This is a genomic window from Mesorhizobium sp. USDA 4132 (genome assembly GCF_056279545.1).
The window spans coordinates 2,347,098-2,366,335 of the sequence record NZ_JBWCCP010000001.1 but is presented as its reverse complement, the minus strand read 5'-3'; the positions used below and the strand labels follow the sequence as shown (position 1 = coordinate 2,366,335).

Sequence of the window (19,238 nt, the reverse complement as noted above, 5' to 3'; positions counted from 1 at the left end):
GCAAGTGAGCGCGGAAATCCTCGATAAGGCATGCCAAGGCGACCGCAATGCGTTCTCAGCGCTCGTCGAAGCGCATTACGATTTCATTCATGCCGTCGCCTGGCGCTGGTGCGGCTCGCAAAGCGATGCGGAAGACATCGCCCAGGACGTCTGCATCCGGCTGGGCAAGGCGATCCGCAGCTTCAAAGGACAGTCGGCGTTCCGCACCTGGCTCTACACGCTGACGCTGAACGCGGTGCGCGACCATCAGCGCCAGTCCTCCCGTCGGAGACGGGATCAGGACCGGCTTGCAAACGATCCGATCTTCTTTTCGCATCTGCAGCCGGAGGAGGACGATCGCGGCGACTGGCTATGGGCGGCGGTGCGCCGCCTGCCGGAAAAACAGCGGGATGCGGTCCTGCTGGTCCATAGCGAGGGTCTGTCCCATGCGGCTGCGGCGGGCATTCTCGACTGCAGCGAAAACACGGTCTCCTGGCATCTGCACGAGGCACGTAAACGATTGAAGGACCTTCTGAAGAAGGAGGCGGTTTGACCATGACGGACGAATTCGACCAGCTCGGCAATTTGGCCCCGGCGCCTCGCGCTTCCGATGCGGCTCGCGCCCGCGCGCTTGCCGCCGCCATGCAGGCCTTCGACGAGACGGAAAAAAATGCGGCGCGCAGCAAAGGAAGTTCCTGGCGGCAGCGTCAAAGCTCTGTTCTCAATAGGATCTGGAGCATCCGCATGGTTACCCAACACCGTTATCTCGCAGGCTCCGCACTTGCGACGATGCTGATCATTCCGACGGCTGCCCTGCTGACATTCGAACTGACGCGCGGCAACCTGCCGAGCTCAGGGCAGGTCGCGCTGCCGCAAGTCATAGACGCACCGAAGCCCGTGGCGGAGAGAGTGCCGGTACCATCGGTCGCGAAGCCGGCCGAACCGCAGCAGGAAGCCGATCGGAAGGCCTATGCCGCACCGTCGGTTCAATCCTCGAAGCAGAGGGATTTTAGCTCCGCGGATATTGCCCGCCAGCTGAACAAGCAGGAGGCAAATGGCGGTGCGGCCAAGCGGAGCGCTGCGCCCAGCCCATCGGTTGCTCCCATGCCGGCGCCCCCGGTGATGGCCGAGCGCGCAGCACCGATGGCCGCTGCTCCCCGTTATGCGCCAACTGAGCGTGAAATCCTGCCGCCGCTCGAAGAAACCCGCGACCGCTTCGCCAACGCGGACACCAACCCGGTCAAAAACGTCGCAACCGATCCGGTTTCGACCTTCTCCGTCGACGTCGATACCGCCTCCTATGCGTTTGCGCGGCGCTCGCTGATGGAAGGACGATTGCCCAATCCCGACAGCGTGCGGGTCGAGGAGATGATCAACTATTTCCCCTATGACTGGCCGCGACCGCAGACGGCGGACGAACCGTTCCGCACCACCGTTACCGTCACGCCCACTCCGTGGAATACGGGAACGCGGCTGATGCATGTGGCGATCAAGGGGTTCGAGACCGCGCCGACCTCGCAGCCTGCCGCCAATCTCGTTTTCCTGATCGACGTCTCCGGCTCGATGAACGCGCCCGACAAGCTGCCTTTGCTCAAAAGTGCCTTCCGCCTGCTGGTGAGCAAATTGAAGCCGGAGGACAAGGTGTCGATCGTCACTTATGCCGGCAATGCCGGAACGGTGCTGGAGCCGACCTCCGCTCGCGAACGGGACAAGATCCTCGCCGCGATCGACAATCTACGGCCGGGCGGTTCGACGGCCGGGGCTGAAGGCATCGATGCGGCCTATCGGCTGGCGCGCCGGGCTTTTATCCAGGGCGGCGTCAACCGGGTGATGCTGGCGACTGACGGCGATTTCAATGTCGGCGCTTCCAGCGACGAAGACCTCAAGCGCCTCATCGAGCAGCGCCGCAAGGACGGTATCTTCCTGTCGGTTCTGGGTTTCGGCGAAGGCAATCTCAACGACAGCCTGATGCAGACGCTCGCCCAGAACGGCAACGGCACCGCCGCCTATATCGACACGCTGGCCGAGGCGCAGAAGGCGCTGGTCGAAGAGGCTGGTTCGACGCTTTTCCCGATCGCCAAGGATGTAAAAATCCAGGTGGAGTTCAACCCGCAGCAGATCTCGGAGTATCGTTTGGTCGGCTATGAAACCCGGGCGCTGAAGCGCGAGGATTTCAGCAATGACCGGGTGGATGCCGGCGATATCGGCTCCGGTCATGCGGTGACGGCAATTTACGAGGTGACGCCGAAGGGCAGTGCCTCGGCACTCAACGACCCGCTGCGCTACGGCCCGGCCGCACCATCCGCGCCGGTTGCTGTCTCCGATGAAATGGCCTTCGTCAAAATCCGCTACAAGCAGCCGGATGGCGATAGCAGCAAGCTGATCACCACGCCGGTCACCAAGATGAATGCGGTGCGCGACTTCGCGTCAGCACCTCAAGATGTCCGGTTCTCGACAGCGGTGGCAGCCTTCGGGCAAAAACTGCGCGGCACCGATGCGCTCGACGCCTATCCCTACCGCTTGATCCTCGACATGGCGCGTAATGCCCGCGGCGAGGATGCGTTCGGATATCGCGGCGGGTTCCTCGATTTGGTGCGGCTCGCCGAGACCCTCGACCGCCGCTAGGCCGTCTCAATCAAACCTTGGGATAGGCCCGCTCCAGTCCGCCGGAGCGGGTCAGCCCGTCGCGAAAGGCGGCATAAGCCGGATGCTGGCTCGATTTCGCCGCTTCCATCAGCCGGATCTGCAGCCGGGCAGGGGCGGTGCCGCCGATCCATTCGCCGCATTTCTGCAGCTTCAGCGAATTCAGGAATTTTGCTTCCGAAGCCTGGTCGAGATAGAGATGCAGGCCATCGAGCAGCAGATCGTCGGATGTCGGATTGTCCATCAGCAGGGCCAGCCACGATTGGTTCTCGGTTGAGAAACTCGCAAGGCTTTCCGCTACCGTTTCCCGGCTGCCGATCGGGGATATGTTTGCCATGTCTCTATCCTTCAGCCCTCACGCGTCAGCCGCGACGGCGACGTCTTTCCCGGCCGGAATCTCCGCCCGATTCGCTGGCGGTCTTATTGCGCAGCGGGCCGATCTTGTCGACGATTTCCTCGATCGTCGGCCGCGGCCGGGGGGTGTAATCGTCGAGCGCCGAGCGCATGGCGACCAGGTGTTCGCAGGACGTGCCGCAGCATCCGCCGATGATCCTTGCGCCGGCATCGCGGGCAAGCCGCGCATATTCGGCCATCAGCGGCGGCGTGCCGGAATAGAAGATTTCCGAGCCACGAAATTCCGGAATGCCGCAATTGCCTTTGACGATAGTGACAGCGTCAGGATCGGCGGCTGTCATGTCGAGCAGGCTGGACAGGATATCGGAGGCGCCGACGCCGCAATTGGCGCCAGCCGCGACCGGACCTTCGCCGACATCCTTTGCCACGCTGTGGATCTGCTTGGGATCGAGGCCCATCATCGTCCTGCCGGCCGTGTCGAAAGAGCCGGTATAGGTATAGGGCAACCCGGCCCTGACGGCCGCTTCGGCCGCTGCGCGGATTTCCTCCGGCGCGGACATGGTCTCGATCCAGGCGATATCGGCGCCGCCGGTCTTCAGGCCCTCGATCTGTTCCGCGAAGGCGGCGACTGCATCCTCATAGGTCATGGCGCCGAGCGGTACGAACAGTTCGCCGGTCGGACCGACCGAACCGGCGACGATCACCTTGCGGCCCGCTTTGTCTGCCACCTTGCGGGCGATCTCGGCGGCAAGCCTGTTGAGTTCGTGCACCCGGCCTTCCGCCTTGTGCAGCTTCAGCCGCTGGCGCGTGCCACCGAAGGAATTGGTGAGGATGATATCGGCGCCTGCGTCGACGAAATCCTGATGCAGCTTCTCGATCTTCTCAGGCGCGGCCTCGTTCCACAGTTCCGGCGCTTCGCCGGCTTCCAGGCCCATGGCGAAGAGATTGGTGCCGGTCGCGCCGTCAGCCAGCAGCACGCCCTTCTCGGCCAGAAGTTCGGTCAGTGCGTTGGCGGTCGGCATGGGCGCTCCTTGCAATAGCGATCAATCATATAAAGAAATCTTTATATGATTTCAAGCCGCGGCCACGCGCCTCTTCGCGACGCCGGCGGCTCCAGCAGCGCCCGCCCGAATGGCCGGCTCAGAGCGACGCCTTGATCTTATCGGCGATGTCGGGGGCCAGCCATTTGGTCCAGATGTCCGGACTGGTTTCGAGGAAATGTTTGGCGGCAGCCTCGTTGGTGCTCTTGTTGGCCTCCTGCCAGGCGAGCACGCCATTGACCGTCGCATTGCTCCACTTGCGCCTCTTGATATAGTCCATCGCCACCTCAGCCTTTTGAGCAAACTGCTTGGTCACCAGGGTGAAGGCCTGCGAGGTCGGATAAGAGTTCACCTTGGGGTTCAGGCAGTTGGGGACAGCGGTGCAGGCGTCCCAATCGGCCTTGTCGTGCGGCACGCCGAAGGAGAGCTTCACCATCTCGTATTTGCCGAGGAAGGCGGTTGGCGCCCAGTAATAACCGAGCCAGCCGGTCTTCTTCTCGAAGGCGGCGGCGATCGATTGGTCGAGGCCTGCTGCCGTGCCGGTGTCGATCAGGTCGAAATTCTTCTCTTTGCCGCCGAGAGCCCTGAAAAGATTCGCGGTCGAAATCTGACAACTCCATCCGGACGGGCAGTTGTAGACGACGCCTCTGGCCGACTTCTGCGGAGCCGGAAAGAGATCCGGATGGGCGAGCGCCTGCGCGACCGTCTTGATGTCCGGATGCGAGTCGGCAAGGAATTTCGGGATCCACCAGCCCTCGACGGCTCCATCCGACAGGATTTCGGCGCCGATCACCAGGCGGCCTTCGGCAACGGCCTTGTCGAGGGACGTGCGGACGGAGTTGATCCAGAATTCCGGTGCGAGGTCCGGCTGGCCCCTTTCGTTCATGGATGTGAAAGTCGGAAGCGTGTCACCCGCGACGAGTTCGACGGTGCAGCCGAAACCCTGTTCCAGGATGATCTTGTCGAGATTGGCGGCGATGCCGGCTGAGGCCCAGTTCATTTCGGCGATCGAGACTGAACCGCAGTCCGCCGAGGCTGACCCTGCGAAAGCATAAAGACCGGCGGCGAAGACCGTGGAAGCGAGGATTTTTTTCATTTTGAGACCTCCCGGCCGTTTCCTTTCAGTGTTGACTTCAGCAGAGCGCAAGATGGTGATCAACCGATGGAGGCAGTTTCAAGCAGCCCTGCGAAGGATCTACCACATCCGCATTTGCGGCAGCTTTTCACAGATACTGCGCATTTATATGTCAACTCAAATCACGGTAGGGTTTCGGGATCAGAAATCAACACGCGCGACCTGGGATCATTTATCCACGGCCCATTTTTAGGGAACCGCAAGGAAAATGAGAAAATCGCGTGACTTCCGGAGTTCACTAACCATCCGGTAAGAATGTCGCGTTATTGCTTTTAATGCGGGCGGTTAGCTCGCGCCTGGCGCCGGATCAGGTAGTGCGTACCGGTTGCCCTCGCTGTCCGATGGCGGGCCTGCTTTATTGGCCCGCGGACGCTTCATCTTCCGATTGTTGTAGAATTCACGATTGTCATGTTGGCTCGTGGGCCTTTTGGCACCTGCGTGGATTTGCGGTCAAAATCGGCTGGCCGAGCCCGGTCAGCCGAGGCCTTTCGTCGGTGAGGCTTGAATACGGCAAGCGGGTATCGGTTGACACCCGTGCTTTCTGACGGCACCATTTGACCGTAATGCTAATCCAGAGACATCATCACCAACAGGGCCGGACGCCTCCTGTCTACGAATCGTCCGGTCCCCTCTGGTTCAGGCCATTTTCTCCATGACACGCAACGGTCACGTCACCCTTGTCCTCGGCGGCGCCCGCTCGGGCAAATCCGGGTTTTCGGAAAGGCTTGCCCAAGAGAGCGGCCTGGAACGGCACTACGTTGCCACCGGTCGTGCCTATGACGACGAGATGCGCGAGCGCATCGCCCGGCATCGCGTCGATCGCGGAGACGGCTGGACCACGCACGAAGTGCCGCTCGATCTGGTGGAGCGACTGACCGACATCGATGCGCCGGGGAGGGTCATCCTCGTCGATTGCCTGACGCTCTGGCTCACCAACCTGATGATGGACGAGCGCGATATCGACACTGCCGCCGCCGCATTCGTGCGGCAGTTCGAAAGCCTCTCAGCGAAACTGATCGTTGTCTCCAACGAGGTCGGCCTCGGCATCGTGCCGGACAACAGAATGGCGCGGGAGTTCAGAGACCATGCCGGAAGGCTGCACCAGCGGATCGCGGCATCTGCCGACGAGGTCTTCTTCGTCGCCGCCGGTCTGCCGCTCAGGATGAAGAGCTAGAAGCCGAGCCAGACGCGGACGGGATGGGTCGGGTCGGCGAGCAGCTTCAGGGCGAGCGCCAGGCAGGAGATGACAAGCAGCGGCTTGATCAGCTTCGCGCCGTTCTTCATGGCCAGCCGCGAGCCGACCTGGGCGCCGAGGAACTGGCCGACGCCCATGATCAGGCCAATCTTCCAGAGTACGGACCCGGTTGCCGCAAAGACCAGGAACGAGCCGAAATTCGAGCCGAGATTGATGAGCTTGGTGTGGGCGGTCGCCTTCAGCATGCCAAAGCCGGCGAGCAGTACGAAACCCAGCATGTAGAAAGAGCCGGCACCAGGCCCGAAGATGCCGTCATACAGGCCGACCAACGGGACGATCGTCACCCCGAACACCAAAGGCGTCACCCGGCGGTGACTGTCGATATCGTTGAGATTGGGCTTGATGGCGAAGAACAGCGCGATGGCGATCAGCAGGAACGGGATTGCCGCGGCAAGCCAACCCGCCGGCACCAACGACGCGAGCGTGGCGCCGACGGCCCCGCCGATCAGCGACATCGTCGCCATCGGCAACTGACTTTTTAAGTTCACGTGACCTCGCCGCGCATAGGCAATCGTCGCGGATGCCGATCCGAACTGCGACTGCAGTTTGTTCGTAGCAAGCGATTCGAGCGGCGGGATGCCTGCGATCAGCATGACCGGAATGGTGATGAGCCCACCACCGCCGGCGATCGAATCGACGAAACCAGCAAAAATCGCGGCAAGAAACAGCAGGAAGAGGAATTGGAATGCGAGGTCGGTCAAGGGGAGGAGACTCTGTCAGGGGAGGCGCATCCGGACGGGTGCGGCGTGCTTCTCGCATCGAACCGCGTTGACCGCAACCATCTCCAGCGGAACTCCAGCCATGTTGCTTCCGGGATTGCGCATCATTGGTTTGGCGTTATTGTGCGCGGCTTTCGAAGAGCCGAACGAGGAAAGCACATGCACAAGGTCATTTTCGATACGGACCCCGGCGTTGACGACGCGATGGCGCTGCTCTTTCTGCACCGGCATCCTGAAGTCGACCTGATTGGCGTCACGACCGTTTTCGGCAATGTGTCACTTGATCTGACCACGCGCAATGCGCAGTTCCTGCATCAGGAATGGGGAATTTCCGCGCCGATCGCCAGAGGCGCCGACAGGACGATCGATCCGTTGCGAAGCGACGATCGCGCCGCTTCCGTCGTGCACGGCCTTGACGGTCTCGGCAATATCGGCCTGCCGGACACGATAGACTGGCCGCTCGACCCGCGTCCCGCCTACCAGTTCATCATCGATACCGTCCGCGACAATCCGGGCGAAGTGACGCTGATCGCCGTCGGCCGCATGACAAACATGGCGCTGGCGCTGCAGGCCGATCCGGATTTTGCCGGCCTCGTCAAGGAAGTCATCGTCATGGGCGGCGCCTTCGATGTGAACGGCAATGTCACGCCGGCAGCGGAAGCCAATATCCATGGCGATCCGGAAGCCGCCGACATCATCTTCACCACGCCCTGGAAGGTCACCATCGTCGGGCTCGATGTGACGCTGAAGACGATCATGACGGGGGAGTATCTTGCCGACATGGCCAAGTCGGGCGAAAAATCGGTGCAGCTGCTCTCCGACCTGTCGCAATATTACATCGAGTTCTACAAGAGCCGGGTCGGCATTTCCGGCATGGCGGTACATGACAGCACGGCTTGCGTCTATCTGGTGCGGCCGGACCTCTTCATTCTCCGCAGCGGCGCGGTGCGGGTCGTCTGCGGCGGCATTGCCGACGGCGAAACGATCCAGGCCCCCGACAGCGGCCGCAAGTTCGTCGGCACCGCCTGGGACGGTCAGCCGAGCCAGTGGGTGTGCACCGACGTCCGATCAGGCGAAGTTCTCGAGGTAATCCGCGCCGCGCTGGTCGAGAGCCGAGCTTCCGGTGCCTAGGCGATTGCTGTTTAGGCAACAGTTCCGGTGCAAATTTTCACGCGGGAACACGAGGCCATTGGCATTTGTGATCGATTTCCCTATGTGGAACCTTGATTTGGATATTCGACAAAGGACATGGGCGTGACAGCTACATTCGATAAAGTTGCCGACATCATCGCTGAGACCAGCGAAATCGATCGCGAGACGATCACGCCGGAAAGCCACACGATCGATGACCTGGGCATCGATAGCCTGGACTTCCTGGATATCGTGTTCGCCATCGACAAGGAATTCGGGATCAAGATTCCGCTGGAACAGTGGACCCAGGAAGTCAACGAAGGCAAGGTTTCGACCGAAGAGTACTTCGTCCTGAAGAACCTGTGTGCCAAGATCGACGAGCTGAAGGCGGCCAAGGGCTGATCGTCACCGATCATCCCGGGCCGGCAAACTCATGCTGCTCGAATATTTCCAGATGATCGACCGCGTCGAAGCGGTCGATCTTGGGGCCAAAGTGTTGAAGGCGCGGTCTGTCGTGCCTTCCAAAAGCCCTGTCTTCGAAGGCCATTTTCCCGGAATGCCGCTGGTACCTGGCGTGCTCCTGATCGAGACCATGGCGCAGGCCTCCGGTTTCCTGGTGCTTGCCGCCACCGATTTCGCCGCCATGCCGTTCCTGATGTCGGTCGACGGCGCCAAGATGCGCGCCTTTGTGGAGCCCGACGCGGTTCTCGACATCGAGGCGTTTCTGGAGCATGAGGGGTCCGGTTACGCGGTGACCAAAGCAAAGATCACGTGTAACGGCAAGAAGGTCTGCGACGCACAGCTTAAACTGCGCACCATGCCGTTCAGCGAAATCCCGCTGGCGCCGGTCATCCGCAAGCGTGCGGAAGAGGTCGGCCTGATGGATGCGATTGCCGCAAGCGCATAAAAGCCTGCCCGTTCAACCCGGTGGGTCAAAGAGGACATTATGAAGTCTGACAATGATGTCGTGATCACTGGTATCGGGATCGTCACCAGCCAGGGCGTGGGCAAGGAGCCGCATATCGAGCTCCTGTCGGCGCCGGAAGCGGGTGCCCCGAAAGTCGAGACAGATCGTTTCGCGCCGTATCCGGTGCATCCGATGCCCGAGATCGACTGGTCGGCGCAGATCGCCAAGCGTGGCGACCAGCGCCAGATGGAGAACTGGCAGCGGCTCGGCGTGTTTTCCGCAGGCCTTGCGCTCGACGACGCTGGCCTGAAGACGGATGCGGAAGCCTGCGCTTCCATGGACATGATCGTGGCCGCCGGCGGCGGCGAGCGCGACATCAAGGTCGATTCGCTGATCGTCGACGAAGCGCTGAAGCGCAACGACCGCGAAATGCTGCTCAACGAGAAGCTGACGACCGAGCTTCGCCCGACGCTGTTTCTGGCGCAGCTTTCCAACCTGGTCGCCGGCAATATCTCGATCGTCCACAAGGTCACCGGTTCGTCGCGCACCTTCATGGGCGAAGAGGCGGCCGGCATTTCCGCCGTCGAGACCGCCTTCCACCGCATCAAGGCCGGCCAATCTACCCACAGTCTGGTCGGCGGCGCCTTCGTCGCCGAACGCGCCGACATCATCCTTCTTGTCGAGGGTATTCGTGCGCATGCGACGGGCGGCTGGCATCCGCTCTGGTCGCGCTCGGCCGACAATGGCGGCGGCATGATCATGGGCACCGTCGGGGCCTTCCTGGTGCTCGAATCGCGCGCCCATGCGCAGGCGCGGGGCGCCCATATCTACGCTGTCATCGATGCGATCGAAGGCGATCGCGGCAATCGTGACGAGGGCCGCCTCGAAAAACGTCTCGCCCGTCTCGCTGGCCATGCCTCGGGCCGTTCCAAGGCCGATACGGTCGTGTTTTCAGGTGCAAGCGGCGTCGTCGATCTCACGACGCGGGAGAAAACGCTGCTGGAGACCGAATTCCCGGGCGCTGCGATCCGCGGATTTGGCGGCGTCACCGGCCATGGCATGGAAGCGCAATTCCCCTTGGGTCTGGCCCTTGCGGCATTGACCTTGGATGGCGCGGCAAAAGTTCCCACATTCGATGCCCAGAACGAAAAGCCGATGACGGCGCCTGCCAAACACGCAGTGGTGACGACGGTCGGTTATACGCGCGGCGAGGGCCTTGCAGTCCTCTCGGCCGCGTAAAGGAGATTTTGATGAGCGACAACCGCTTCAAGGATCATCTCGGCCGTCCGATCATCGCGATCACCGGCATGGGCGTCATTACCTCGCTCGGCCAGGGCCTTGCCGACAACTGGGCGGCGCTGACCTCCGGCACCTCCGGCATCCACAAGGTGACCCGTTTCCCGACCGCGGGCCTTTCCACCCGGATCGCAGGCACGGTGGATTTCATTGCCGTTCCGGCCGAAAACTCTGTCGAACGTTCCTTCGCTTTTGCCCGCGAGACGACGGTCGAAGCGCTTGCGCAGTCGGGCCTTTCCGGCGATTTCGACGGGCCGCTCTTTCTTGCCGCGCCGCCGGTCGAGCCGGAATGGAGCGATCGTTTCGCGCTTGCAGACCGCGCTCCGCCATCGAAGGCCGAAGGCGACGCCTATGACCGTTTCCTCGCCGCCATGCGCGAACGTCCCGATCCGGTCTTCCTCGAAGCCGTGCAATTCGGGTCGATCTCCGAACGCCTCGCCGACAAGTTCGGCACGCGCGGCCTGCCCGTGACCCTCTCGACGGCCTGTGCCTCCGGTGTCACCGCCATCCAGCTCGGCGTCGAAGCGATCCGTCAGGGCCGCACCGATCGCTCGCTGGTGGTTGCGACCGACGGTTCGGTCAGCGCCGAAGCACTGATCCGCTTCTCGCTCCTCTCCGCACTCTCCACTCAGAATGATCCGCCGGAAAAGGCGTCAAAGCCGTTCAGCAAGGACCGCGACGGGTTCGTCATCGCCGAAGGCGCGGCGACGCTGGTGCTCGAATCGCTCGAATCGGCCATCGCCCGCGGCGCCAAGGTGCTCGGCATCATGAAGGGCTGCGGCGAAAAGGCCGACCATTTCCACCGCACCCGTTCTTCGCCTGACGGCGGCCCGGCAATTGCGACGATCCGCGCGGCGCTGGCAGACGCCGGCATGGACGAGGGCAGCATCGGCTATATCAATGCGCACGGCACCTCGACGCCGGAAAACGACAAGATGGAATATGGCGCTATGCTCGCCGTCTTCGGCGACCGGTTGAAGGAAATCCCGGTTTCCTCCAACAAGTCGATGATCGGCCATACGTTGACTGCGGCCGGCGCCGTCGAAGCCGTCTTCTCGATCCAGACGATGCTGACCGGAACCCTGCCGCCGACCATCAACTATACCAACCCCGATCCGACGATCGTGCTCGATGTCGTGCCGAACAAAAAGCGGGATGGACAGCCGACAGCGGTCCTTTCCAACTCATTCGGCTTCGGCGGACAGAACGCCAGCCTTGTCATGGCGCTGGAACCGGCTTAGAGACCGTCGCCAATCACGTTTGACGAATTGGGACGCCTCCGGGCGAAGGAAGACCTATTATGCGCGCTCTGCAACTGATCGATGACCGGAAGCTCGAAGCCGTGGACATTCCCGAGCCCGAGGCCCCAGGCCCAGGCGAGGTAACGCTGCGGGTCAAGGCCGTCGCGCTTAACCATATCGACGTCTGGGGCTGGCGCGGCATGGCGTTCGCCAAGCGCAAGATGCCGCTGACGATCGGAGCGGAAGCCTCCGGCGTCGTCGAGGCGATCGGGCCGGGCGTTTCGAACGTCCTGCCCGGCCAGCTCGTGTCGATCTACGGCGCGCGCACCTGCGGCCTCTGCAAGCCCTGCCGCGAGAAGCGCGACAATCTCTGCGAACACGTGTCCGGCGTGCACGGCTTCCACCTTGACGGTTTCGCGCAGGAAAAGGCCAATTTGCCGGCCCGCCTGCTCGTGCCGGCACCCCCGGGCGTCGATGCGATTGCCGCAGCGCTGGCACCGGTCACCTTCGGGACCGTCGAGCACATGTTGTTCGACAATGCCAAGCTGCAGCCGGGCGAAACCATTCTGGTCCATGCCGGCGGCTCCGGCATCGGCACGGCGGCGATCCAGCTCGCCAAGAAGATCGGCTGCACGGTGATCACCACGGTCGGTTCGGACGACAAGATCGAACGGGCCAAGGCGCTCGGCGCCGATCACGTCATCAACTACCGCACCGACCGGTTTGAAGGCGTCGTGCGCAAGCTCACCAAGAAGAAGGGCGTCGACGTCGTCTTCGAACATGTCGGCAAGGATACCTGGGCCGGCTCGATGCTGTGCATGAAGCGTGGCGGCCGCCTCGTCACCTGTGGCTCCACGTCCGGCATCTCGACCGACATGAACCTGATGATGCTGTTCCAGCAGCAGCTGAAGCTGTTCGGCTCATTCGGCTGCCGCATGGAGAACATGGCGAATGCCATGCAGAAGATGGCTCAGGGCATTGTTCATCCGGTGATCGACACGGAAGTCACCTTCGCCGAGATCGACAAGGCGCTGGAGCGGATGGAAACTCGCCAGGTGTTCGGCAAAATCGTGCTCCGGATGGACTGAGGCGTCTCCTTTGAAGATGTTCCTTACCCGGATCGCTCTGGCGCTACTCCACTTCCAGCAATGGCTGGTGGCGCAGAGCGCGTTCGGGCTCTTGAATTTCCTGAAGATTTTTCCGGCGGATCCGGGCATCCGGTTCGCCGACCGGATGGCGCGGCGCATCGGGCCAAAGCTCGGCCGCCACAAGCTGATGCTTGTCAATCTGCGCAACGCCTATCCGGAAAAGACCGACGAGGAACTTGAGCAGATCGCCATAGCGAGCTGGGGCCATATGGGCCGGCTCGCCGCCGAATACGTGTTCCTCGACCGGCTGTTCGATTTCGATCCGGAACAGGAGAAGCCGGGCAGGGTGGAAGTCTCCGGCATTCCGATCTTCGCCGATCTTCGTGACAATCCGCGTCCGTTCATCGTCTTCACGGCCCATACAGGCAATTTCGAACTGCTGCCGGTCGCCGGCAATGCCTTCGGCCTGGAAGTGACGGTGCTGTTCCGGCCGCCGAACAATCCCTATATCGCCGACAAGGTGTTCGCCTTCCGTAGCGCCCGCATGGGCCAGCTGGTGCCATCGCATGCGGGCTCTTCGTTTGCTCTGGCGCGTAAGCTCGAAACGGGCGGCGGTGTCGGCGTTCTGGTGGATCAGAAATTCCGCAAGGGCCTCAAGACCAGCTTTTTCGGGCAGCCCGTCCAGACGAGCCCATTGCTCGCAAAGCTGGTTCGGCAGTTCGATGCCGAAGTCTATCCGGCTCGCTGCATCCGACTGCCGGGCAATCGTTTCCGGCTCGAGATCGAACCGAAGGTAGAACTGCCGCGGGACGCCAACGGCAAACTCGATCTCCAGGCGACCGGGCAGCTCCTCAACGACAAGGTGGAAAGCTGGGTTCGCGAATATCCCGAACAGTGGCTCTGGTACCACGACCGGTGGCATATCAAGCGCTATCTCTAAGCAGATTTTGAGATTTTTCTGACCGCATTACTGCAATTTTACTTTAAGTCACCGGCTATAAATCGGGTCTGCTTTTGAGGAATAAATTAATCTGAATCGCATTGGATATTGGAGGCGCCGATCTTGAGGAACGATCGGCGATAATCTCCGGCACGAGGGGGAGGGCATTTTGGAAGCGTTGATCGATCTGTTTTGGTCAAAATATGCCGATCTACGGCAGGCCGTCGAGCGCAATGACGATAACGCAACCACTTCGCTCGATCGTGAACTCGATCCGCTTCTGCTCGCGGTCTTTTCGAGCCAGAGCAAGGATCCGGCCAGCATCCAGGCGCAATTCCGCTTCGCACTCGACCTCCTGAACGAAGAGGCCGACGATCGCGGCTGCGTTCGTCGCAACGGTCATCTGCTGCAGATGCTGGTGGAACGCTACGTCGTTCAGGAGACCGGTCTGTCGGCCAATCGCCGTCCGGAGCCGGAATCGCTCGATCATGGTGTGATCGCCGATGCGACGGCAGACGGTTTTCTCGACGACGCTCTGCTCAATCGGATTTCCGACCGTATCGTGGTGATCGCGCCCGGATATCGGATCTTCTACTCCAACGAGACCAACGCACGCCGTCTTGATCTCGATCGCGACGCGCTGATCGGCCGGCATTTTGCTGAATTCGTCGGCCTTCACCGTTTCAAGAACGATTTCAAGCCGAACCTGGATCGCTGCTTTGCGGGCGAGAGCATATCATTGACTTACGCCGATCAGACCGACGGCCAGACGGTCGTCGTCCGTTGCCGCATGTCTCCCTGTGTTTCTGGCTCTTCACAACTGATCGGCGCGCTCCTGGTCATGCAGGAAACAGCCGACCGCCGCCGGCGTCCCGCGGCCTGACCTCTATCTGTCTGACCAGATAGCCAGCTCGTAGCCCTCCGGATCGGCGAAATGGAAACGCCGCCCCCCGGGGAACGAGAAGATCGGCTTGACGATCCGGCCACCGGCTTTACCGACCCGCTCAAGGGCATTTTCCAGGTCGTCCGCGAAAAGAATGACGAGTGGGCCGCCTTTGGCTGTTACGTCCGTCGACTTCGCAAAACCGCCCGTCAGCCTTCCGTCCTGAAACTCGCAGTAGTCCGGTCCATAGTCCGTGAAAGTCCAGCCGAAGGCCGAGCCGTAAAAAGCCTTGGCGGCTTCGACGTCCTTCACGTTGAACTCGATATAGTCGATCTTGCGATCCGCTCCCTTGGTTCCCATCGGGCCCTCCTATTTCCTTTCTTCCAGCAGGTTTTTCAGCGCCCTGAGATCCTTCCGCACATGGGCGGCATCGGCCTCGAAAGCCGAGTCGTCGAGGTCCGGGCGCTGCAACAGCGTGAACATGATTTCCGCTCCATCACCGTTCGCCACGACGCGCAACGGGTTCTCGACCACGAGACCGTTTTCCATCGTCACCGTGTGGTCGAGGATGCCGAATGGATTGTCGGGCGAGAACCGCACGCGCACCAGGCCGACCGGTCCGCCGTCGCCGATCCAGTGGTCACCGTCACGGGTAAGCCCGGCGGCAAGGCCGGATGCCCAGAGCGGCATGTTTTCAGGCTGGCTCGCGAAGGCGTAGACGTGCTGCCAAGGTCTCTCGATGCCGATATGAATTATACGGGCGGGCAGGGTGGTCATGGTAGCCTCCTCAGTTTCCCCTCGGTCTATCCGAAGAGAAACGACGGTTCTTGAACAAAACGGACAATCAGCTGCAGATCTGTCTGCGGATTTCCCAAGGTGTAAAGGTCGTCAGCTCCTTCACATCGCGCGTCATGTGCGCCTGATCAGCGTAACCGGCCTCAAGCGCGAGAATGGCGAGATTTCCGGATGCGGGCTGGACCATGCGAAGAAAGCGCTGGAGGCGAAGAATGCGCTCGAGAGTTTTCGGCCCATATCCGAAGTGATCGTGGCTCTGGCGGCGCAAGGTGCGTTCGCCGAGTGCCTGCGTTGCCGACGTGCCATGCAGCACGCCGCTGCCGAGCTCATCAAAGAGCATTCCCATCGCGTTTTGGGGCTCGGCGGCCAGTGATGCCTCTCCTGCCGCCCAAGCCTCGAACAGCCGCCGCCTTACAATTGGGCAGTTTGCTTCGGCAAGCCGCTCCTCTACCGTCCGAACGTTGTCCCGGAGCTCGCGGAGTGGGACGGCGCGTCCAACCAGCTCACTCAACGGGACGTCAAGCCAGCGCAGGGCGGCACCCGCCCTGAAGCGCAGACCGAGGATGGTTTCACCGGGGGCGAGGGCAGGGAAGGCGGCGGTGCGGTCAGGGCCAATCACCATCAATTGACCGCCAACCCAGATCAGGTCCGAGCAGCCGTCCGGCACGACGGCAATCTGACCCTCGAATTCCTGCGGCAGGCGGTGCGACCAGACACGGAAAAACAGCCTCGAAAGCGTCCCGTGCGCCGGTCGCTCTCGGTAAGTGCCGGCGCGCATAGCCAGTAGCGGCGTATCTTTGCGCGTATCTTTGGCCGTATTCATACCTCCTTGTGGCATCCGAATTTGGCAGCCGCAAGACGCCGTCCGCCGCGGAGAAAACAGGTCGCTGCGTCGCCGCGACGAAGACAGAGTGTCATGGAAATTTAATCGTTTAGCGTGGCCATCGCCTTGCCGTTTCCCTATATGAATGCGACAACACCCTCGAATCTCAATATGGAGGCACATCCGTGGAACAGGCAGAAATCGGCCTTATCGGGCTCGGCGTCATGGGCTCTAACCTCTCGCTCAACATTGCCGAAAAAGGCAATAAGATCGCCGTCTTCAACCGATCTCCGGAAGCGACCCGCAAGTTCTACGTCGAAGCCGGCGAACTGCAGGGCCAGCTTGTCCCCTGCGAGACACTCGAAGAATTCGTCGCCGCCATCCGTCCGCCGCGGCCGATCATTATCATGATCAAGGCCGGCGATCCGGTCGATCAGCAGATGGAGCTTCTGAAGCCCTACCTTTCGGCCGGCGACATCATGATCGATGCCGGCAATGCGAATTTCCGCGACACGATGCGTCGCTTCGACAATCTGAAGGACAGCGGCCTGACCTTCATCGGCATGGGCGTTTCCGGCGGTGAAGAGGGTGCGCGCCACGGGCCGTCGATCATGGTCGGCGGCACCGAGGAAAGCTGGAAGCGCGTCGAAAAGGTGCTGACCTCGATCTCCGCCAAGTTCAACAATGAGCCCTGCGTCGCCTGGCTCGGCGAAAACGGCGCGGGGCATTTCGTCAAGACCATCCATAACGGCATCGAATATGCCGACATGCAGATGATCGCCGAGATCTACGGCATCCTGCGCGACGGCCTAGGCATGAGCGCCTCCGAAATCGGCGACGTGTTCGGCAAGTGGAACGAGGGCCGCCTGAACTCCTACCTGATCGAGATCAGCCAGACGGTGCTGAAGGCAGCCGATCCGATTACCGGAAAGCCGATGGTCGACATCATCGTCGATGCCGCCGGCCAGAAGGGCACCGGCAAGTGGTCGGTCATCGAAGCCCAGAACATGGGCGTTGCCGCGACCGCCATCGAGGCTGCCGTCGCCGGCCGTGTCCTCTCGTCCCAGAGAACGGAACGCCTAGCTGCCGAAAAGATTTTTGGCCTCCCGAAGGTCGCGGAAGCGCCGAAGGATAAGGCTGCCTTCATCGCCGACCTCGAAAGCGCACTGCTCGCCGCCAAGATCGCCGCCTATGCGCAGGGTTTCGCCGTGATGTCGGCAGCGTCCGCCGAATATAACTGGAAGCTGCCGATGCCGACGATCGCCAAGATCTGGCGCGCCGGCTGCATCATCCGCTCGGCCTTCCTCGACGAGATCACCTCGGCCTTTACCAAGGATCCGCATGTCGCCAACCTGATCGTCACGCCGGCCTTTGCGCAGATGGTCAAGGATACCGACGCTCCGTTGCGTCGCGTCGTTTCTTACGCCGCTCTCTCCGGCCTGCCGGTTCCGGCGCTCGCCTCGGCGCTCTCCTATTTCGACGCTTATCGTCGCGGCCGTGGCACGGCGAACCTCATCCAGGCTCAGCGCGACTTCTTCGGGGCCCATGGCTTCGACCGCCTCGACGGCGTCGACAAGCATCACGGCCCGTGGGGCAGCGGCCTTAGCGAATTTGCCTGATCATTAATCCACGCAACGCAAAACGCCCGCCAATCCGGCGGGCGTTTTCGTTTCAGTCCTTCGGCGCCATCTTCGACCAGACGGGCTTTGCGACACTCTGTAGCAGTTCCGGGCCGACGCCGTCGATGCGCGCCATCAGGGCCTTGGCAAGCTCGCGCCCGGCTTGGCGGACATCCTCGCTGACCGTATAGATCTCCGGGCGAATCCAGTTGAGAAAGTCGGCCGACTGTTTCGATACCATATCGACATCGTGGCCCAGTTTCTTGCCGGCAGCCTCGAGACCGGCCACCAGTGCGATCGTCGCCGATCCGCTGATCGAAACGATGCCATCCGGCGGCTCGGCTGCGCGCATCATCCGTTCCGCATAGGCGCGGGTTTCTTCAAGCGGCGTCTCGCTGGTCACCCGGCCCATCGGCACTTCGGTGGCACCGAAATCGGCAAGCCCGCGTTCGAAGCCCACGCGACTGTGGACGTAGAATGAGAAGCGGCTTCCCGGCGACAGGAACGCAATCCTCCGACGGCCTTTCCCTACCAATTTCTGAACGGCCTTATAGGCGTAAGCCTCGTTGTCGTAGTCGTGATAGGGATGGACGATCCCCATGTCGGTGCGGCCGTGGGTGACGAAGGGCAGATTCCGCTCCGTCATCAGCCGCACCCGCGCGTCGTCGGGCTCGATACGCGAGATGATCACCCCGTCCGCCGAGCCGGTGTCGAGGATATAGCGTACCGGCACCATCGGGTCCTTCTGAAAGGAATGCGGCGTCACCACGAGGTGATATTGCGTGCCGCCCAGCACTTCGGAAATGCCGTGCACCATCTGGCTGGTAAAGCCCATCAGTTCCTCGTCGATGCTGAGCACGAGGGCGATGACGTTGGTCTTACCGGTTCTGAGGCGCACTCCGGCGCGGTTCGGTTGATAGCCGAGCTGGTTGGCAACAAGGCGGACGCGTTCTTTGGTGTCGGCGCCGATATCCGGCGCGTCTTTCAACGCACGTGAAACGGTGGTGATGCCGAGGCCCGTCATATAGGCGATTGTTTTCAAGGTAGGACGTTCACGAACCGCCGTCTGCGTTCCGCCCGTCCTAGATCTTCCGCTGTCATCCATGATTTGCCGTCGCTGCCCGAGTCAGGTGGCCACTATAAAGGGCCCAAGCTTGCCTGGAAACGTCGCGACACCTCCCTGTCCTCCAACACGAAAATTATAACTGAAACGATACAGGTAAAATGTCGAGAGGAATTTTGCCCAATACAGGAACCACCTTCCTCTGAGTTGCACAATGCAGATGCGAAAGAAATTTTTGCAGGCGCGAAAGGTAGGCTGCCTGATATCGGCGAATTGACGCCTATTACGTGGCTATTCGTCCCCTTGAAGAACAAATTCGCTGACCGT

Annotated in this window: 20 protein-coding genes; 12 read left to right on the top strand and 8 right to left on the bottom strand. The window is 61.5% G+C overall.

Features of this window, described 5'->3' with window-relative positions; translation table 11 throughout:
* Positions 1-4: 4 nt before the first annotated feature.
* Complete coding sequence (locus tag ACZ9IU_RS12210) at positions 5-532, top strand: RNA polymerase sigma factor (RefSeq protein ID WP_038543286.1); 528 nt, start codon at positions 5-7, stop codon at positions 530-532.
* A complete protein-coding gene (locus tag ACZ9IU_RS12205; RefSeq protein WP_038543284.1) occupies positions 529-2,604 on the top strand; it encodes a vWA domain-containing protein in 2,076 nt (691 codons plus the stop codon). Before ACZ9IU_RS12210 ends, ACZ9IU_RS12205 begins: the two co-directional genes overlap by 4 nt.
* Before the next feature lie 10 nt (positions 2,605-2,614).
* Here ACZ9IU_RS12205 and ACZ9IU_RS12200 read toward each other — a convergent pair whose 3' ends face one another.
* The 3 genes from ACZ9IU_RS12200 to ACZ9IU_RS12190 all read right to left on the bottom strand — a co-directional run bounded on the left by ACZ9IU_RS12200 (position 2,615) and on the right by ACZ9IU_RS12190 (position 5,112).
* Positions 2,615-2,959 (bottom strand): hypothetical protein, encoded by a 345-nt coding sequence (locus tag ACZ9IU_RS12200; protein WP_038543281.1) that lies wholly within the window; start codon positions 2,957-2,959, stop codon positions 2,615-2,617.
* Positions 2,960-2,984: 25 nt separating this feature from the next.
* The gene (bmt, locus tag ACZ9IU_RS12195) at positions 2,985-3,998 is read right to left on the bottom strand and encodes a betaine--homocysteine S-methyltransferase (RefSeq protein ID WP_038543279.1); all 1,014 of its coding nucleotides are present in this window, start codon (positions 3,996-3,998) and stop codon (positions 2,985-2,987) included.
* Positions 3,999-4,116: 118 nt separating this feature from the next.
* Positions 4,117-5,112, bottom strand: coding sequence for an ABC transporter substrate-binding protein (locus ACZ9IU_RS12190; RefSeq protein WP_038543277.1), 996 nt, complete (start codon positions 5,110-5,112; stop codon positions 4,117-4,119).
* A 691-nt stretch (positions 5,113-5,803) separates the two neighbouring features.
* Here ACZ9IU_RS12190 and cobU point away from each other — a divergent pair.
* Positions 5,804-6,325 carry a bifunctional adenosylcobinamide kinase/adenosylcobinamide-phosphate guanylyltransferase gene (gene cobU, locus ACZ9IU_RS12185; protein WP_038543276.1) on the top strand — a complete coding sequence of 174 codons (522 nt, stop codon included), beginning with the start codon at positions 5,804-5,806 and terminating at the stop codon, positions 6,323-6,325.
* Here cobU and ACZ9IU_RS12180 read toward each other — a convergent pair.
* Complete coding sequence (locus tag ACZ9IU_RS12180) at positions 6,322-7,107, bottom strand: TSUP family transporter (protein WP_038543274.1); 786 nt, start codon at positions 7,105-7,107, stop codon at positions 6,322-6,324. The genes cobU and ACZ9IU_RS12180 overlap by 4 nt on opposite strands.
* Positions 7,108-7,284: 177 nt before the next feature.
* Here ACZ9IU_RS12180 and ACZ9IU_RS12175 point away from each other — a divergent pair, with 177 nt between their 5' ends.
* The 8 genes from ACZ9IU_RS12175 (at position 7,285) to ACZ9IU_RS12140 (ending at position 14,611) form a co-directional block, all read left to right on the top strand.
* A complete protein-coding gene (locus ACZ9IU_RS12175) occupies positions 7,285-8,256 on the top strand; it encodes a nucleoside hydrolase (RefSeq protein WP_038543272.1) in 972 nt (323 codons plus the stop codon).
* A 117-nt stretch (positions 8,257-8,373) separates the two neighbouring features.
* Positions 8,374-8,658, top strand: coding sequence for an acyl carrier protein (locus ACZ9IU_RS12170; RefSeq protein ID WP_092662234.1), 285 nt, complete (start codon positions 8,374-8,376; stop codon positions 8,656-8,658).
* A gap of 31 nt (positions 8,659-8,689) precedes the next feature.
* Positions 8,690-9,163: a 3-hydroxyacyl-ACP dehydratase FabZ family protein gene (locus ACZ9IU_RS12165; RefSeq protein ID WP_037082199.1), complete on the top strand. Its 474-nt coding sequence runs from the start codon at positions 8,690-8,692 to the stop codon at positions 9,161-9,163.
* Between the two features lie 39 nt (positions 9,164-9,202).
* Complete coding sequence (locus tag ACZ9IU_RS12160) at positions 9,203-10,402, top strand: beta-ketoacyl-ACP synthase (protein ID WP_038543270.1); 1,200 nt, start codon at positions 9,203-9,205, stop codon at positions 10,400-10,402.
* A gap of 11 nt (positions 10,403-10,413) precedes the next feature.
* On the top strand, positions 10,414-11,700 hold the full coding sequence (locus ACZ9IU_RS12155; RefSeq protein WP_038543268.1) for a beta-ketoacyl-ACP synthase: 1,287 nt from the start codon (positions 10,414-10,416) through the stop codon (positions 11,698-11,700).
* Between the two features lie 59 nt (positions 11,701-11,759).
* Entirely contained in the window at positions 11,760-12,788 is a 1,029-nt protein-coding gene (locus ACZ9IU_RS12150) for a zinc-binding dehydrogenase (RefSeq protein ID WP_038543266.1), read from the top strand.
* 10 nt (positions 12,789-12,798) lie between these two features.
* The gene (locus ACZ9IU_RS12145) at positions 12,799-13,728 is read left to right on the top strand and encodes a lipid A biosynthesis lauroyl acyltransferase (protein WP_038543264.1); all 930 of its coding nucleotides are present in this window, start codon (positions 12,799-12,801) and stop codon (positions 13,726-13,728) included.
* A 169-nt stretch (positions 13,729-13,897) separates the two neighbouring features.
* On the top strand, positions 13,898-14,611 hold the full coding sequence (locus ACZ9IU_RS12140) for a PAS domain-containing protein (protein WP_038543262.1): 714 nt from the start codon (positions 13,898-13,900) through the stop codon (positions 14,609-14,611).
* A 3-nt stretch (positions 14,612-14,614) separates the two neighbouring features.
* Here ACZ9IU_RS12140 and ACZ9IU_RS12135 read toward each other — a convergent pair whose 3' ends face one another.
* From ACZ9IU_RS12135 to ACZ9IU_RS12125, 3 genes are all read right to left on the bottom strand, one after another.
* Entirely contained in the window at positions 14,615-14,971 is a 357-nt protein-coding gene (locus tag ACZ9IU_RS12135) for a VOC family protein (RefSeq protein ID WP_038543260.1), read from the bottom strand.
* Between the two features lie 9 nt (positions 14,972-14,980).
* The gene (locus ACZ9IU_RS12130; RefSeq protein WP_038543259.1) at positions 14,981-15,388 is read right to left on the bottom strand and encodes an SRPBCC family protein; all 408 of its coding nucleotides are present in this window, start codon (positions 15,386-15,388) and stop codon (positions 14,981-14,983) included.
* Between the two features lie 67 nt (positions 15,389-15,455).
* Positions 15,456-16,229: a helix-turn-helix domain-containing protein gene (locus tag ACZ9IU_RS12125; protein ID WP_038543257.1), complete on the bottom strand. Its 774-nt coding sequence runs from the start codon at positions 16,227-16,229 to the stop codon at positions 15,456-15,458.
* A 185-nt stretch (positions 16,230-16,414) separates the two neighbouring features.
* On the opposite strand from ACZ9IU_RS12125, the gene gnd reads away from it, so the two are divergent.
* The gene (gene gnd / locus ACZ9IU_RS12120; protein WP_038543255.1) at positions 16,415-17,848 is read left to right on the top strand and encodes an NADP-dependent phosphogluconate dehydrogenase; all 1,434 of its coding nucleotides are present in this window, start codon (positions 16,415-16,417) and stop codon (positions 17,846-17,848) included.
* Between the two features lie 52 nt (positions 17,849-17,900).
* Here the strand turns inward: gnd and ACZ9IU_RS12115 are convergent, their stop codons facing one another.
* Entirely contained in the window at positions 17,901-18,953 is a 1,053-nt protein-coding gene (locus ACZ9IU_RS12115) for a LacI family transcriptional regulator (RefSeq protein ID WP_038543253.1), read from the bottom strand.
* Positions 18,954-19,238: the final 285 nt, after the last annotated feature.